Origin of the sequence: Micromonospora sp. NPDC047738 (assembly GCF_040642675.1) — a bacterium.
Classification (GTDB): Bacteria; Actinomycetota; Actinomycetes; order Mycobacteriales; family Micromonosporaceae; genus Micromonospora.
In genome coordinates this window covers 102,582-118,530 of the sequence record NZ_JBEYSO010000013.1, presented here as the reverse complement: position 1 = coordinate 118,530, position 15,949 = coordinate 102,582, and the positions used below count along the sequence as shown (strand labels likewise).

The 15,949-nt window shown below is 74.6% G+C and carries 12 protein-coding genes, 1 tRNA gene and 3 pseudogenes; 5 read left to right on the top strand and 11 right to left on the bottom strand.

The features are described from left to right. Window positions 1-18 precede the first annotated feature (18 nt). Window positions 19-588 (bottom strand): GNAT family protein, encoded by a 570-nt coding sequence (locus ABZ783_RS21450; protein ID WP_357440950.1) that lies wholly within the window; start codon window positions 586-588, stop codon window positions 19-21. Then, the gene (locus ABZ783_RS21445) at window positions 585-1,952 is read right to left on the bottom strand and encodes a cobyrinate a,c-diamide synthase (RefSeq protein ID WP_357440947.1); all 1,368 of its coding nucleotides are present in this window, start codon (window positions 1,950-1,952) and stop codon (window positions 585-587) included. Before ABZ783_RS21445 ends, ABZ783_RS21450 begins: the two co-directional genes overlap by 4 nt. Before the next feature lie 163 nt (window positions 1,953-2,115). Between ABZ783_RS21445 and ABZ783_RS21440 the strand changes: the two genes are divergently transcribed. Then, window positions 2,116-2,931 (top strand): SURF1 family protein, encoded by an 816-nt coding sequence (locus ABZ783_RS21440; RefSeq protein ID WP_357440945.1) that lies wholly within the window; start codon window positions 2,116-2,118, stop codon window positions 2,929-2,931. Window positions 2,932-3,014: 83 nt separating this feature from the next. Here ABZ783_RS21440 and ABZ783_RS21435 read toward each other — a convergent pair whose 3' ends face one another. The 4 genes from ABZ783_RS21435 to ABZ783_RS21420 all read right to left on the bottom strand — a co-directional run bounded on the left by ABZ783_RS21435 (window position 3,015) and on the right by ABZ783_RS21420 (window position 7,268). Next, complete coding sequence (locus tag ABZ783_RS21435; protein WP_357440942.1) at window positions 3,015-4,607, bottom strand: ATP-dependent DNA ligase; 1,593 nt, start codon at window positions 4,605-4,607, stop codon at window positions 3,015-3,017. A gap of 234 nt (window positions 4,608-4,841) precedes the next feature. After that, window positions 4,842-5,048: a hypothetical protein gene (locus tag ABZ783_RS21430; RefSeq protein WP_357440937.1), complete on the bottom strand. Its 207-nt coding sequence runs from the start codon at window positions 5,046-5,048 to the stop codon at window positions 4,842-4,844. 93 nt (window positions 5,049-5,141) lie between these two features. Further along, window positions 5,142-6,494, bottom strand: a complete 1,353-nt coding sequence (locus ABZ783_RS21425) for a dipeptidase (RefSeq protein WP_357441100.1) — start codon at window positions 6,492-6,494, stop codon at window positions 5,142-5,144. Between the two features lie 45 nt (window positions 6,495-6,539). After that, window positions 6,540-7,268: a hypothetical protein gene (locus tag ABZ783_RS21420; protein ID WP_357441097.1), complete on the bottom strand. Its 729-nt coding sequence runs from the start codon at window positions 7,266-7,268 to the stop codon at window positions 6,540-6,542. Between the two features lie 333 nt (window positions 7,269-7,601). On the opposite strand from ABZ783_RS21420, the gene ABZ783_RS21415 reads away from it, so the two are divergent. Beyond that, complete coding sequence (locus ABZ783_RS21415; RefSeq protein WP_073836632.1) at window positions 7,602-8,003, top strand: rhodanese-like domain-containing protein; 402 nt, start codon at window positions 7,602-7,604, stop codon at window positions 8,001-8,003. Here ABZ783_RS21415 and ABZ783_RS21410 read toward each other — a convergent pair. The 3 genes and pseudogenes from ABZ783_RS21410 to ABZ783_RS21400 all read right to left on the bottom strand — a co-directional run. Next, a pseudogene (locus ABZ783_RS21410) lies at window positions 7,902-9,556 on the bottom strand (cobyric acid synthase); the annotation flags it as partial. The gene ABZ783_RS21415 and the pseudogene ABZ783_RS21410 overlap by 102 nt on opposite strands. Continuing rightward, entirely contained in the window at window positions 9,553-10,569 is a 1,017-nt protein-coding gene (locus ABZ783_RS21405; protein WP_357440934.1) for a cobalamin biosynthesis protein, read from the bottom strand. The gene ABZ783_RS21405 and the pseudogene ABZ783_RS21410, both read right to left, overlap by 4 nt. Before the next feature lie 393 nt (window positions 10,570-10,962). Beyond that, window positions 10,963-11,175 (bottom strand): annotated as a pseudogene (locus ABZ783_RS21400) (single-stranded DNA-binding protein); the annotation flags it as partial. Window positions 11,176-11,363: 188 nt separating this feature from the next. On the opposite strand from ABZ783_RS21400, the gene ABZ783_RS21395 reads away from it, so the two are divergent. Beyond that, window positions 11,364-13,331: a zinc ribbon domain-containing protein gene (locus ABZ783_RS21395; protein ID WP_357440931.1), complete on the top strand. Its 1,968-nt coding sequence runs from the start codon at window positions 11,364-11,366 to the stop codon at window positions 13,329-13,331. A gap of 5 nt (window positions 13,332-13,336) precedes the next feature. Here the strand turns inward: ABZ783_RS21395 and ABZ783_RS21390 are convergent. Beyond that, a pseudogene (locus ABZ783_RS21390) lies at window positions 13,337-13,494 on the bottom strand (single-stranded DNA-binding protein); the annotation flags it as partial. Window positions 13,495-13,776: 282 nt separating this feature from the next. On the opposite strand from ABZ783_RS21390, the gene ABZ783_RS21385 reads away from it, so the two are divergent. Beyond that, complete coding sequence (locus ABZ783_RS21385) at window positions 13,777-14,805, top strand: alpha/beta hydrolase (RefSeq protein ID WP_357440928.1); 1,029 nt, start codon at window positions 13,777-13,779, stop codon at window positions 14,803-14,805. 8 nt (window positions 14,806-14,813) lie between these two features. Here ABZ783_RS21385 and ABZ783_RS21380 read toward each other — a convergent pair whose 3' ends face one another. Next, on the bottom strand, window positions 14,814-15,554 hold the full coding sequence (locus ABZ783_RS21380; RefSeq protein ID WP_357440926.1) for a hypothetical protein: 741 nt from the start codon (window positions 15,552-15,554) through the stop codon (window positions 14,814-14,816). A gap of 165 nt (window positions 15,555-15,719) precedes the next feature. On the opposite strand from ABZ783_RS21380, the gene ABZ783_RS21375 reads away from it, so the two are divergent. Further along, a tRNA-Arg gene (locus tag ABZ783_RS21375) sits at window positions 15,720-15,795 on the top strand. The last annotated feature ends 154 nt before the right edge of the window (window positions 15,796-15,949 follow it).

Here is a 15,949-nt window from a genome sequence, read left to right as displayed (position 1 = left end):
CCTGCCGGGCTGGGAGGGTCAGCGGAGGTCGGCGGCGACGAAGGACCAGATTTCGAGGTCGACGCGGGCGCCGCGGACGAACCCGGCGTTGCGGAGCAGGCCCTCGTAGCTGAAACCGGCCTTCTCGGCCACCCGCCGGGACGCCACGTTTCCCGGCGCCACCCGCAGCTCGACCCGCTGGAAGCCGTGCTCCAGGATCAGCGCGATGGCCACCGCGTCCACCGCCTCGGCCGCCAGGCCGTAGCCCCGGGCGTGCGGCGCGATCGCGTACGACACCTCGGTCAGTCGGGCGCCCCAGTCGGTGCGCCGGGTCCAGAGGCAGCCGACCACCCGCTGGTCCTCCCGCCGGACCACCCCGTAGTGGTCGCCGTCGCCGCTGTCCCGGCGCTGCCGGGCCAGCTCGGTGCACCAGGCGCGCCCGTCGATCCGCCCCGACGACTCGGCCAGCGGCAGCCAGCGCTGAGTCTGCCGGTCCCCGAACACCTCGTCCGCCGCCTCGGCGTCGGCCGCCACGAGCGGGCGCACCTCGGTGCGCGGGGTGGAGACGGTCAGCGCCGGGAAGCGGCGCACCGCCACCTGCCCGATCACGCCGGGGCCTCCGCCGGCGCCACGGCCGCCGCGACCAGCCGGGCCGCGATCTCCGGGTACGCGGCCCAGTGCGGCACGAGCTGTGAGGCGTGCACGCCCCGCCAGACGAAGCCCTCCGGGGCACCAGCCGGCCAGCTCCACGCCGCCCGCTCGCCGGCCCGCGGGGTGAGCACGGCGGCGTGCTGCTTGTGCCCGACCACCTTGGTGCCGGCCGGGGCCAGCACGCTGTCGGTGCTGGCGGTCGCCTCCCGGTAGCCGATCACCAGACCGTCCCGGCTCGACCCGATCGTGTCGAGCACTCCGCACATGGGCAGTCCGTCCAGCTCCCGGGCCAGCCAGAGCAGCCCGGCGCCCTCGGCGATCACCGGTCGACCGGTGCGGGCCAGCTCGGCCACGGCGATGCAGAGCCGGCGGTTGGCGGAGAGCTGCTCCGCGTACGACTCGGGGAGCCCGCCGCCGACGACCAGCGCGCGGGTCCCGGCGGGCAGCGCCTCGTCCCGCAGCGGGTCGACGGTGACCACCTCGGCCCCGGCGGCGCACAGCAACTCGGCCGTCTCCGGATGGCTGTAGCTGCCGCCCGGGCCGCCGGCCAGCGCCACCACCGGCCGCTCCCCGGCCGGCGCGCCACCCACCGACGTGGGCGACCAGGGCTCGACCGCCAACTCCGGCGCGGAGCGGGCCAGCACCAGCAGCCGGTCCAGGTCGACCATGGTGGCCACCGCCTCGCCCAGTCGGCCCACCGCCCGCAGCGCCTCGCCGTCCCGCTGGACCACCGGGACCATGCCGTGCCGGCGGGCCGGGAGCACCGGGGGCAGCTCGTGGCGGCGCAGCGCCCCGTAGACCGGCACCCCGACGTCGTCGAGCGCCAGGCGCAGCATCGCCTCGTGCCGGGGCGACGCCACCCGATTGAGGATCACGCCGCCCAGCCAGAGCTGCTCGTCGTAGGCGCGGAAGCCGTGCACCAGGGCGGCCACCGACTGGCCCATCGCGGCCACGTCCACCACCAGCACCACCGGGCTGCGCAGGGCGGTGGCGACGGCGGCGGTGGACTCGGCCTCCGGCCGGCCGGTGATCGAGTCGTAGAGCCCCAGGGTGCCCTGCACCAGCGCGAAGCCCGCCCCGGCGCTGCCGTGTGCGAAGAGCGGCGCGATCCGCTCCGGCCCGACCAGCCGCGGGTCCAGGTTCCGCCCCGGCCGCCCGGCGGCCAACCCCAGGTACGCCGCGTCCACCTGGTCCGGCCCGATCTTGAAGCCCGCCACGTCCAGCCCCCGCTCGGCCAGGGCGGCCAGCAGACCGAGGGAGAGGGCACCGGTGCCGTGACCCGAGGAGGGCGCGCTCAGCACGACGCGCGGCACGACGGTCATCATCGACTCCTCGTAGGCGACGGGACGTACGCGGTGGGCGGTGCGCGGTGATTTCCGCCCGCGTGACCATACCCGCCTGGACCGACCGGCGACGGCCGCCGGCCGACCGGTTCCGGCCCGGTCCGGGTCAGTGGCCCGGCTCATACGGGTAGCCTTCTGTGACGTGTACCGGTTCCTGCTGACCCCGCGCTGGCTGGGCTATCTCGCGCTCACCCTGGTCGCCGCCGCGGTGATGGTGTTCCTCGGCAACTGGCAGCTGGACCGCTACCGGGGCCGTACGGCGATCAACGAGCGGATCGACGCCGGCTCCACCATGGCCCCCGCGCCGCTGCGCGACGCCCTGCCCGCCCCGACCGGTGGGCCCGGCACCACCGGCCCGGCCCCGGCCGACCAGCTCACCTGGTCCAAGGTCACCGTCACCGGCCGGTACGACACCACGAACCTGGTCCTGGTCCGCGGCCGCACGATCGGTCGGGAGGTCGGCTTCGAGGTGCTCACCCCGCTCGTCCTCGAAGACGGCACCGCCGTGCTGGTCAACCGGGGCTGGATCCCGCCCGCCCCGGGCGGCGACGCCACCGCCCAGCCGCAGGTGCCGGCCGCGCCCAGCGGCGACGTGACGGTCACCGGCCGGGTGGTGGCCAGTGAGAGCGGTGGCGGCGCGGTCGACCGGCGCAACGGCAAGCTGGAGACCCGGCGGATCAGCCTCCCCCGCCTCGCCAGGCAGCTGCCCTACCCGGTGGCTGGCGGCTACGTCCTGCTCGACCAGCAGACGCCGGCCGCCGACCCGGCCTTCCAGGCCGTCCCGATCGGGCACACCAACAACTGGCAGAACTTCGGATACGTGGTGCAGTGGTGGCTCTTCGCCGCCATGAGCCTCTTCGGCTACGGCTGGGTGGCGCGCCGGGAGGCGCGGCACGCGGCCGGCCTGGACAAGCCGCGTAAGCCGGTCGACCGGGCCGCCGAGCCCGCCGCCACGTGACCGACGCGCACTGATCGGGGCGGTCCGCCGGCGGGCACACCGCGGCGCCGGGCGGCCCGCGTACCGCCTCCGGCGGCGCCGACTCACCCGGTGGGGCGCCCGGCGTGGATGGCCCGGACCGCGTCGATGGTGTCGGCCTCGGCGGCGGTCTTGTCGTCCCGGTAGCGCACCACCCGGGCGAACCGCAGCGCCACGCCACCCGGGTAGCGGCTGCTGGTCTGCACCCCGTCGAACGCGATCTCGACCACCTGCTCGGGGCGGACCCGGACCACCCAGTCGCCCTTCTCCACGGCCAGGTCGAGGAAGCGCTCCGTCTGCCAGCGCAGCAACTCGTCGCTGAGCCCCTTGAACGTCTTGCCGAGCATGACGAACTCGCCGGTGTGCGGGTCCCGGGCGCCGAGGTGCAGGTTGGAGAGCCAGCCCTGCCGGCGCCCGCTGCCCCACTCCACAGCCAGCACCACGAGGTCGAGGGTGTGCCGGGGCTTGACCTTGACCCACGCCGAGCCGCGCCGGCCGGCATCGTAGGGGGCGGCCGGGTCCTTGACCACCACCCCCTCCTGACCGGCGTCGACCGCGGCCGCGAAGGCGGCACCGGCCTGCTCCGGGCCGTCCACCTCCATCCGCCCGACCAGCAGTGACGGGTCGACCGCACCGGCCAGCGCGGCCCAGCGTTCCCGGCCGGGCAGGTCGATCAGGTCCACCCCGTCGAGGTGCAGCAGGTCGAAGAAGTACGGGGTAAGCACCGTGTCGCCGGTGCGCTCGGCGGCGGCGAGCACGGCCGGGGCCACCGCCGTACCGCCGGTGGTGCTGGGCGTGGTGCGCCGGGCGGCCCGGCTGGAGGTCTCCTGGAAGGGCACGGGGCGGCCGGTGGCGTCCAGCCCGATCGCCTCGCCGTCGAGCACCAACTCCCGCGCCGGGAGGGCGCGGACGGCGGCCACCACCTCGGGCAGCCGGGCGGTGATGTCGTCCAGGCTGCGGGTGAAGACCGCGATGTCCTGCCCGGAGCGGTGCACCTGGATCCGGATGCCGTCGAGCTTCACGTCGACCACCGCCGGGGTGCCGGTGGCGGCGAGCGCCTCGTCCACCGAGGGGGCGCTCTGCGCCAGCATCGGGGCCAGCGGACGGCCCACCTGGAGCCCGAAGCCGGCCAGCGCCGCCGCGCCGCCGGAGAGCGCCGCGACCGCCACCTCGCGCAGGTCGCCGGCGAGCAGCAGGGCCCGCCGGACGGCCGCCAGCGGCACCTCGGCGGCCCGCGCCACCGCGTCGGCGAGCAGGCCGGCCTGGGCGCCCTGGCGCAGCTCACCGCTGAACAGGCCGACCAGCAGCCGCTGCTCGTCGGCGGTGGCCGCGGCGAAGAGCCGGCCGAGCAGCTCGCGCCGGCGGGCCTGCGAGCCGGCACCGCGGACCGCCGCGAGCTCGTCGATCGCCGCGTCGACGCCGGCCACGGTCAGGGTCGGCTCGGCGGCCGGCGGCGGCAGGTCGCGCAGGCTGGCCCAGCCCACGCCGGTCTGCCGTTGGCGCAGCTCACCGGCGAGATAGCCGGCGCCCGCCGGGACCTCGGCCGGGTCGAGCGACCGCAGCGCGGCGGCGAGCAGCTCCACCTTGGCCCGCCGGCCGCTGGTGGCGCCCACCGCGGCGGAGGTGGCCGCCAGGTCGAGGAACCGCACGTGTCCCATCCTGCCAGCCACCTCCGACGGGATGGCGCATCCCGGCCGGGCGACGGGTCCCGCGCGCCACCCGGCCGGGACGCCCAACACCACCCCCCGCCCCGGCACCCTGTCTGCGCAGGTTCACCGAAAGTGTGGCCATTCCGCGTCGGATAGGCACTCTTTCGGTAAAAGTGCCCTCATCGGGCGGCGGGCGATCGATGGTCGGCCGGGAAGCGGCGGCCGCGGCGGAGCCGGTCCCGGTCAGGCCGAGACCGGCTCCTCGATCCGCAGGCCACGCGCGCGGACCTCGTCGGCGATCCGGGTGAGCAGCGTGTCGAGCGCGACCAGCGCGGCGGAGAGCTCGCCGAGCTGTTCCTTGAGCGTGTCCTCGGGCCACGCGGAGACGTCGACGTCCCCCAGAGCACTCACGGCGGCCTGGAGCCGCGCCATCTCGTCGTTCGTACGCATGTTCGAGAGGCTATAACACCCCCGCGCCCGACACACGGCAAACTGCGACATCGGCTGCGAAGTTACGCTTCCGACACCGGGCGGGGCCGGAAACTAGCCCCGGTTCGCGCCCGCCTCGGCGACCTTCGCCAGCAGCATCGCCTCGGCCAGGCAGACCCGGGCGAACTCGCCCAGGTGCAGGCTCTCGTTCGGCCCGTGGGCCCGGGCGTGCGGGTCCTCGACGCCGGTCACCAGGATCGCCGCCTCGGGGAACATCTCCTGGAAGGTGGCGATGAACGGGATCGAACCGCCGACGCCGATGTCGACCGGGTCGACGCCGTCCCAGGCGCCCCGGAAGGCCGCCCGCGCCGCCTCGAACATCGGCCCGGTGGCGTCGATGACGCAGGGGGCGCCGTCGTGCTCGAAGGTCACCGTCACCTGCGCGCCCCACGGCGCGTGCTTCTCCAGGTGGGCGATCAGCGCCGCGTACGCCTGCTTCGGGTCGTCGCCCGGCGCCAGCCGTACGCTCAGCTTGGCCTTGGCGGCCGGGACCAGCGCGTTCGGCGCCTCCCCGGTGGCCGGGGCGTCGATGCCGAGCACCGCGAGGGCCGGCTTGGTCCAGAGCCGGTCGGTGATCCGGCCGGTGCCGAAGAGCTCAGCCCCGTAGACCAGCCCGGCCTCGGCGCGGAACCGGTCCTCGGGGTAGTCGACCGTGGCGCCCTCCCGGCCGACGAGGCCCTCGACGGCCACGTTCCCAGCGGCGTCGTGCAGCGTGGCGAGCAGCCTGGCCAGCGTGGTGAGGGCGTCCGGCACGGCGCCGCCGAACATGCCGCTGTGCACGGCGTGGTCGAGGGTGCGCACCTCGACGAAGCAGTTGACGATGCCGCGCAGCGAGGTGGTCAGCGCGGGCACGCCAACGTCCCAGTTGGTCGAGTCGGCGATGACGATGACGTCCGCGGCCAGCTCCTCGCGGTGCGCGATGAGCAGCTGCTCCAGCGAGTCCGAGCCGTACTCCTCCTCGCCCTCGATGAACAGGACCACGCCGACCGGGAGCCGGTCGCCGAAGGCACGCAGCGCGGCGATGTGCGCCATAATGCCGGCCTTGTCGTCGGCCGCGCCCCGGCCGTAGAGGCGGCCGTCCCGCTCCACCGGCTCGAACGGGTCGGACTCCCACAGCGACAGGTCGCCGACCGGCTGCACGTCGTGGTGGGCGTACATCAGCACGGTGGGCGCGCCGGGCGGGGCCGGCTTCTTCCCGATCACCGCCGGCTGGCCGCCGGAACGCACGATCTTGGTGTCGAGGCCGCAGCCGCGCAGCAGCTCCGCCACCGCCTCGGCGGAGCGCTCCAGGTGCGAGTGGTCGAAGCCGTCGAAGGCGATGCCCGGGATGCGGACGAGGCGTTCCAGGTCGGCACGGACTCCGGGCAGCTCACGCTCGACGGCGGCCCGTACCTCGGACTCGGACATGATCGGTGTGGTCATGACCGGCATCGTATGCCGGCCTTACCGGGGTCACCTCCCGAGCCCGTCCCCGTGACCTGCCCGGAGAGCACCGCCGGGACCCGGTGGCGCCGGTACCGGTGCACCAACCACCTGACGGGTGCGCGGGACCCGGTCCGGTCGGGGGCGGCGGACGTAGTACCGGTCGGCGTCGTGCGGCAGGGCGGGCGCGGCGTCGACCACGACGTCCACCACGGCTTCGGTGCCGTCCGCGGCGAAGTGCGCCCGCTCCCCGACGTGCCAGCGGCGCAGCTCGGGCAGGATCTCCGTGCCGTCGCGGGCGAGCGCGCGGGACAGCCGCAGCTCCGCCGGCGCGGTGACGAACACCGACAGGGTCAGCTCCGGCCGGATCGCCGCGCGGGCGGCGCTCACCCCCTCGACGATCAGCACCGGCCCGGCGGGCACCGGCACCGCCCCGTCCAGGAAGCACCGCCGCAGCCAGCTGTACCGGCGGTAGGCCCCCGGCCGGCCCGCGCGTACCGGCGCGAGCACCCACCGCTCCAGCCGGGGCCAGAAGGTGAGCTGGTCGTCCCAGCCGTCCAGCAGGTCGTCGGTGCGGACCACCGGCGGCCGCTCACCGCCGGGCAGCGCGGCGAGGGCGTCCGCGAGGCGGGTCGCGAACAGGCTCTTCCCCGCGCCGCTCGGCCCGTCCACGGCCACCAGTCGGGTACGCCCCAGCCGCGCCGGCGCCGCGAGCACCCGCCGCGCCAACCCGGCGTACGCCTCGACCACCGCCACCACCGCCGTCACCCGACCGACGCTAGCGCCGCGCGCCGGCGTTCATCCCGCCGCCCACCGCCACGTCTTCGGCCGGTGGGTGGATGCGCCTGCCTTAGGGAACCGTTTCGGTGGCGTACCGGTGCCGTGGGGAACCCCCATCGCGGGCCGTGCTGCCTGGCCGCGCCGACGGCCGCCCGCGAGCTCCGACCGGGCTGCCGACCACCGCGCGGCGGCCGGGCTACCGCTTCCGTGGCACGGGAAGTCCCCCGTCCGCTGGATCCTGTGGTGCAGCGAGCCGTTCGCCGGTCGGGTCGGCGTCGTCACCGGCATCATCGGGTGGTGCTCCATGACGTGATGTGTCCGGGCGTCGACGCCCTGCTGGAACAGGCCCGGGCCGGGCTCCACCGGCTGACCCCGCACGAGACCGTCGAGGCGGTCCGCAAGGGTGCGCTGCTGGTCGACACCCGTACCGAGGCGCAGCGGCGCGAGCAGGGCGAGCTGCCCGGGGCGATCGTGATCGAACGGACCGCGCTGGAGTGGCGGTTGGACCCGGCCAGCGCCTGGCGCATCCCGGAGGCGACCGGGTACGACCGGGTCGTCGTGGTGGTCTGCCGCCACGGCTACAGCTCCAGTCTGGCCGCGGCGAGTCTCCAGACGCTCGGCCTGCGACACGCGACCGACATGATCGGCGGGGTGCAGGGATGGCAGGAGGCCGGACTGCCGATGTCCGAGCGCCCCGCCGACGTGCGCTACTGAGACCCGCGCCCGGTCACGGGCGGGGCGCCGGGCGGGATGAACGGCAGGCCCGGCGGTGGCCCGGACTCGACCAGCCGCCAGAGGGCTGCGGTGTCCAGGTGCTCCTCGACCAGGTCACCGAGGAGATCCAGGGTCCGCTCGCGGGCGGCCGCGAACGCGGTGTCCGGGGCGACCTTGAAGCCCGTCCGCCCGGCCATCCCGGCCACCTCGGTGAGGAACCGGCGGCGGAAGGCGTCGGACTCGAAGGCGCCGTGCCAGTGGGTGCCATGCACCGGGCCGAGCCGGGCGCCCTCGCCGGTGCCGTCGGCGTATCTCAGCAGCGGCGCCAGCCCCGGGTCGGCGGCGGAGACCTGCCCGTGGTGGATCTCGTAACCGTGGACCGGCACGTCCCCGGCGGCCGTGCCGGCGGCACGGCGGACCGTCTTGTGCGGGTCGAAGGTGATCTCGACGGGCAGCAGCCCGAGCCCGGGGACGCTGCCCTGGCCGCTCTCCACCGGGTCGTGGATCACCCGGGCGAGCATCTGGAACCCACCGCAGATGCCGAGCAGCGGCCGACCGGCGGCGGCGTGCGCCCGGACGGCGTCGGCCAGGCCGGTCTCCCGCAGCCAGGCCAGGTCGGCGACGGTCGACTTCGAACCGGGGAGCACCACCAGATCGGCGGCGGCCAACTCGGCCGGCTCGATGGTCAGCCGCACCCGAACGCCGGGCTCGGTGGCGAGCGCCTCGACGTCGGTGGCGTTGCTGATCCGGGGCAGCCGGACCACCGCGACGTCGAGCCAGTCGGTGCCCCGAGGCGCCGCCGGCCGGCCGAGCACCCGGCCGTACGCCAGTGAGTCCTCGGCGTCCAGCCAGAGGTCCAGCTCCCAGGGCAGCACCCCGTACGTGGGCCGGCCGGTCACCCGGCGCAGCATGTCCAGCCCCGGCTGGAGCAACCCCAGGTCGCCCCGGAACTTGTTGATCACGAAGCCGGCGACGAGGGCCTGGTCGGCCGGGTCGAGCAGGGCGACCGTGCCGAACATCGAGGCGAACACGCCGCCCCGGTCGATGTCACCGACCACGATGGAGGGCAGCCCGGCCTGCCGGGCCAGCCCCATGTTCACGTAGTCGCCGGCCCGCAGGTTGATCTCAGCAGGGCTGCCGGCCCCCTCGCAGATCACCACGTCGTACGCGGCCCGCAGCTCGTCCAGCGCCCGGTACGCCGTCTCGGCGAGCCGGGGACGCAGCTGGCGGTAGTTGCCGGCGGTGACGGTGTCGACGGCCTCGCCGAGCAGCACCACCTGGCTGGCGTGGTCGCTGCCCGGCTTGAGCAGCACCGGGTTGAAGCGGAGATCCGGAGCGAGCCCGCAGGCGGCGGCCTGCATCGCCTGGGCCCTGCCGATCTCGCCGCCCCGCCCGTCCGGACCGACCACCACCGCCGAGTTGTTGGACATGTTCTGCGCCTTGAACGGCGCCACTCGCACGCCCTGGCGGCGCAGCCACCGGCAGATACCGGCGGTGAGCACGCTCTTGCCGGCGTCGGAGGTGGTGCCGGCGACCAGCAGCCCGCCGCTCACCGCCCACTCCCCCGTCGCACCGGTCCGCCGACCCCGCGCAGTGCGGCGCGGCCGGCGGCGCCGACCAGCCGGCCCACGGTCAGCGGGTATCCCGCGGCGAGGCCGAGCGCGGCCAGGCCGACCGCGCCGGAGATCCGGGCGGCCCGCTTCAGGTGCCGCGCCTCCGGCCGGGGCCCGTCACCGAGGAACGGTCGGGTCTCCGAGCGCCCGAAGTAGACGTTCCGGCCGCCCAGCCGTACGCCGAGCGCCCCGGCCATGGCGGCCTCGCACTGCCCGGCGTTCGGGCTCGGGTGGTCGTTGCGGTCCCGGCGCCACACCCGCCAGGCGGACCCGCGGTCCCCGTGCGCGACCGGCGCGACCGCGATGGTGAGCAGCCCGGTCAGCCGGGCCGGGACCAGGTTGAGCAGGTCGTCCAGGCGGGCGGCCGGGGTGCCGAAGCGGGCGTAGCGGGGGGAGCGGTGGCCGACCATCGCGTCGAGCGTGTTCGCCGCGCGGTAGCCGAGCAGGCCGGGCAGCCCGGCGATCGCGCCCCAGACCAGCGGCGCGACGACCGCGTCGGAGGTGTTCTCGGCGACCGACTCGACGGTGGCCCGGGCGAGCTCCGGCTCGTCCAGCGCCGACGGGTCCCGGCCGCAGAGGTGGTTGAGCCGGCGACGGGCACCCGGCAGGTCGCCGTCGCGCAGCGCGCGCGCCATCAGCGTCGACTCGTGGCGCAGGGTGCGACCACCCAGCACGGTCCAGGTGCCGGCGGCCACCAGCACCGCGCGGGCCACCGGCCGACGCCGGGTGGCGAGGGCGGCGGCAGCGCCGAGGAGCACCGGCGTACCGACGGCGAGCGCGGTGAACGCCGTGCCCGCGGGCCGGTCGGGCCGGTAGATCCGCTGCTCGAGCGCGCCGGCCGCCCGACCGAAGCCGGCAACCGGATGCCACCGGCGAGGATCGCCGAGCAGCGAGTCCAGGGCGTAGCCCGCCACCAGCCCCGCCGCGTTCGCCATGGCGGTCGCCTGCCGCACCCCGCACCACCTCCGGCCGGCAGCCTAGTCGTACGGCGGGGTGGCCACGCCGGCGTACGCCCCGGCTGCCCCGTGCACGACCCGACGGTCAGGCAGGGACCGGCGTCCGCCGGCCGCGCCGGCCCCGGCCGGCTGGCGTGACCCCCTCGAGTTCGCCCTCCGGGGCGGGCTCGCCCGTGCCGTCGCCGGGCTCGGGGGCCAGTTCGTCGTCCGCCGCGTCGTCGGCGGTGCCGGCGGTGCGGCCGTCGAACGGGTCGGCCAGTTCGTCGAGGTCATCCGCCGGTCCGTCCGGGTCGCCGGGCACGCCGTGCCCCCGCGCGGGGCGTCGAACTCCGGCAGTTCGAAGTCGTCGTCGAACGGCCGGTCGTCGAGCGAGGCCGGCGTCTGTGCCACCGGCACCGGCTCGGTCGCCTCGCCGAGCACCCGGCCCTCTGCCTCGGCATCCTCGACGGTGCTGGTCGTCATGCTGGGCCGGTTGCGCAGGAACCGGGCCCGCCCCCGGGACAGGTCGTGCCCGACCGCGACCGCCTCCAACTCGTAGAGCGCGCGGTGATTGCCCGCGTCGTCGGTCCAGTCGCGGGTGTAGAGGCGACCGGCGACGACCAAGTTGATTATGGATCGTCAGTGATCGTAGGTTGGTCGTGTGGGTCTTCTTCGATTCTCGCAGACCGCGGGACTCCCGTTGGTCTTCACCTCGTGACGTTTGGTGGTTGGGTTGGTTCGGGGAGGATTCCGGGGACGCGGTCCGGCCGTGAGCGTTGGTTCTGCTCGATCGATGGTGGGTCGTTGAGTCGGTGAGCGGGAAGGTGCGGCTGGGCGAAGGCGAGACGGCCCGGACTGCGTGTGCCCGCGCGTTGCTGCGTACCGGTGTGGACGAGGAGACCGGTGAGGTGCTGTCTGCGGCGGTGTTGGCGCGGCGGGTCGGTTGGTGTGCCGATCTGGTGGCGGGCATGGTGGGCGTCCTGGTCGGTGAGCATTGGAACCGCGTGGATGTGGAGGTGTTGGCGGCCGGGGTGGATGCGGGTGGGCGGCGGTTGCCGTCGCACGCGTGGATGGCGTTGCGACGGCTGGGCTGGACGGTCGCCCCGCCTGGGGGTGTGAGGGTCAATGACCGGGTCGTGCGGATGGCGCAGGAGCAGGCGGGACGTGCGCTACGGTCGGTGAAGTGGCGTGCCGATGTGGCTGCCGGGGTCCTGGCGGCGTGGCCGGCTGATCCGCGCAAGCGCACCCCTGCGGAGTGGGATCAGGTGCGGGCCTCGATCCCCGGCGGGCAGCATCTGCCATCCAGCGTCATCAAGGGCCGCACCCGGCAGGCCGCCGCGTTCGCCAAGGTCAACGGTCGGCTGCCGGTGGACGTGTTCGAACTCGAAGGTGTCCCGAGGATTCCGCGGATGTTGCTGCTGGCCGCGTGTGATCGGCAGCAGGCCATCATCGAGCGCAGCGACACCGACCCGGGCAGAGCGCTGCTGCGCTTGCAACTGCCGTCACGTCCGGATCCGCAGACGTATCGGGACTGGACATGGGTCGAGTGTCCGATCAGGCTGCCGTCCACGGTTCCCGCCTCGGCGGTGCTGCACCTGCCCACCCTCCGCCTCACCGACGGCAAGGTGCGTGCCGACATGGCATACACCCACGCCGTGCCGAAAGCCGCGCGCACCGGCCACACGGTGGCGGTCGGTGTGGACTGGGGCCTCAACACCCTCCTCAGCGCCGGAGCCCTACGACTGGGACAGGATGGGCGGATCACGGCGTTGGGGGCCGGTGGCCAGTTCCGGGCCGCCGGCGTCCTGGCCAAGCAGCACCGCCTGCGCCGCCAGAGTGAGCGGCTGCACGCGAAGGCCGACCACTACCAGCGGCTCACCGGCGGTGACGAGCGGCATCACCTTGTCGGCAAACATGCGGTAATCCGGGACGAGATCCGCCACGTGTCCGCCCGCCGCGCGAACCTGAACGACGCGCTCGCGTGGGCCGCCGCCCGCTGGACCGTGGACCAGGCGATCGCCGCCGGAGCGAGCGTGATCTATGTGGAAGACCTGCGGTCGATGGAAGCCAAGGGCATGGGCGCCACCCTGAACACGCGCCTGTCCCAGCAGGTGCGCGGGCAGATCGTCGACCGGATGCGGCACGTCGCCGCCGAGGCGGGTGTCGCCGTGGTCACCGTGCCCGCGCGGAACACGTCCAAGCACTGTCCGCAGTGTCTGACTCCGCTGCAGCATCGCAAAGCGCCAGACCAGCCGACGGTGGCCGGCTGGAAGTGGGCCATCTGCCCCAACACGGGCAGCTGCGGCTGGCAGGGCGACCGCGACCACGGCGCCTGGCGGCGGATCGCCGCCCGCGGACTCACCCATCAAGCCAAAACCGTCATCGACAAGACCAGCGGGCAGATGGTGATCCGCGACGTGGTCGACAAACTCGAAGCCACAGCGGTCGTCACCAAGATCAGTCGGGGAGATCGGTCGAAGACCGGCCCTACCCAGCACAAGGCAACACGCCCCGCGCCCAGGCGACGCAGGGCACCCTCCCCCACCCGGCCCCACCGCCGAGCGGGCAAGCGTCCGGAGGGACACGCACCAACGGACCGGACCCGGCTGCCCCGCGCAGCCCACCGGCACCAGGGCGTGACAACGATCAGCACACCCACCACCGGCCACCGGCCACGCGGAGCAGCACTGGGCGCAGGATTCCACCTGAATGCCCACGCTACCCCACCACGGTGGGAAACGATCCCGGAAACTCAATCCGACTCAGGATCACTAAGCTGACCAGAGACGCTGTTCCCGTCGACCCAGCGGCCGGAGTCCGGTCGAGGCGGCGGGCGGTGGAGGCGACCTTGAAGTTGGCCACCAGGGTGTTGCTCTGGGTGGTACGGCGCCACTCGGGCGCGGTCAGCGCGTTGCCGACGATCGTGACGTAGGTGTCGAACATCGTCCCTCCACGGAGACTCGGCTTGTCGGACCGAGCCTCGACCGGCGGCGTCCCGGCCACCAGCCGCGCCGCCCCCGGCTGTGGACGACGGACCGGCCTGTGGACAACGACCTGATCAAGGTCCCCGTCTGCTAGCCGCCATCGATCCGGTGGCGCCGACCTGCGCCGCCACCTGATCGAACGGGCCGGCGGGTGCGGCGGTTCCGGACTGGTGCGGGCGGACCGGGCAGGCCAGCAGGGCCGGGGCTACCGCCGGGTAGCTTGGCGGCGTACCGTCGGGTCGTGGAACCGGACGTGCTGGGGCCGCCGTACGAGCGGCGCACGATCGACCTGGGCACCGACGACGAGGGACCGGTCGTCGCGACCCTGGTCCGCCGGCGGGCCGAGCGCCCCACCGTGCGGGCCGTGCTCTACGTCCACGGTTTCGTCGACTACTTCTTCCAGACCCACGTCGCCGACTTCTACGCCGCGCGGGGCTGGGACTTCTACGCGCTCGACCTGCGCAAGTACGGCCGCAGCCTGCTGCCGCACCAGACCCCGAACTTCTGCCACGACCTCAGCGACTACTTCCCGGAGCTGGACGCCGCCGCCGAGATCATCCGGGCGGACGAGGGGCACGACACCCTGCTCGCCATGGGCCATTCCACCGGCGGCCTGATCATCTCGCTCTGGGCCGATGCCCGCCGGGACGCAGGCCTGGTCGACGGGCTCTTCCTCAACAGCCCGTTCTTCGACATCAACGCACCCTGGCTGGTCCGTCGACCCCTCGCGGCCGCCGTCTCCCGGCTGGGCCGCCGGGCGCCGCACCGCATCCTCCCGTTCGGGCTCGGCACCGTGTACGGCGAGAGCCTGCACGTCGACCACCGCGGCGAATGGCGGTACGACCTGGCCTGGAAGCCGCTCGCCGGGTTTCCGGTGCGGGCCGGCTGGATCAACGCCATCCGCGCCGGCCAGCGGCAGCTCCGGGCCGGCCTGGACATCCCCGTGCCCGTGCTGCTGGCCTGTTCGACGCGCAGCTACCGGGGCACGAAGTGGCACGAGTCGGCCACCCTCGCCGACGCGGTGCTCGACGTGGAACACATGGTCCGCTGGGCGCCCCGGCTCGGCCGGCACGTCACGCTGGCCCGCTTCGACGGCGGGCTGCACGACCTGACGCTGTCCGGCCCCGCCGTACGCGAAAAGGTCTTCGCCGAGGCTGGGCGGTGGGCCGAGGCGTTCCTCGGCGCCGGGCCGACCGAGCCGGCGCCGGACGGCCCGCCGGCGGCTCGGCTACCGGTCGAGGACCGGGCCGGCGCGGCGGCCGACGGCTGAGCCGACGGTCAGCGGTAGCCGGCGGTGGCCGCCGCGAGCGCCGATCGGATGCGGTCGAAGGTCGCGACCGGATGGCCGCCGTCCGCGCCGGGCAGCACCAGGCCGAGGCAGCGCAGCGCCAGCTCGCCGCCCGGGGCCGCCTCGACGGCGAACACCGGCGCGCCGACGTACCCCGTGGGCAGCTCGGTGGTGACGCGCACGTCGTCGCCGACCCGGGCGACCCGCTCGACCGCCGCCTCCAGCGGCCGCGACCCGTCCTCGGCGACGCCGAGCGCCAGCACGAACGCCGAGCCGGGCTCCGCGCCCACCCGGGCGACCGCGTCGGCCCCGGCAGCCACCGCTTCGGTGACCTGCTGGGTACGCCAGTGCCAGCCCCGGTCCTCGGCGTGCCCGTGCAGCCCGCCGGTGGGCATGGCGGCCAGCCCCACCTCCGGAAGATGCAGCCACTGACCGGCGAAGTCGGGCAGCAGGATGGCGTCCGACGCCACGCCCGCCGGCTCGGTGACGCTCGGCCGTAGGCCGATCTCCCCGTACGGCGCCCCGGCGCACGCGTCCGCGGTCAGCAACCACTCGTGCACCACCTCCCCGTCGTCGGTCGAGCCGACCAACTCCGTGTAGAAGAAGGCGGTACCGTAGCCGTCGGCGGCCGCCCCCGGTCGGTCGAACCGGCTGACGGGCAGGATGGCACGTCCGAGGAGCTGACACAGCTCGTGGACGACCTCGTTCTCGGTTTCCTGGTCGAGCAACACGACGCAGAGGGTACAAACCGGGCCGGACGCTCGGCGGGCGGGGCGTAACCCGGGTGCCGGCGCGGGACACCTCGTGCGACCCTGATCACCGACGTGGCCCGCGACCACCCATTCCTCCGGCAAGCCCGGCGACGGCGGTACCCTCTTGGCGCGACACGTCGACGCGCGCCCGTAGCTCAGCGGATAGAGCAGGGGACTTCTAATCCCAAGGCCGCAGGTTCGAATCCTGCCGGGCGCACCACCGTCACCCCAGGTCAACGGATTGTCGTTGCCGGCCCGCATCTCTGGCAGGACATGGGCGTAGGTGTTCATGGTCAGGCCGATCTGGCTGAGCACCTTCATCACCGTCCGGCGCGACGCCCCGCAGAAACGCGGCGTGGCGTAGCCTCCTGAAG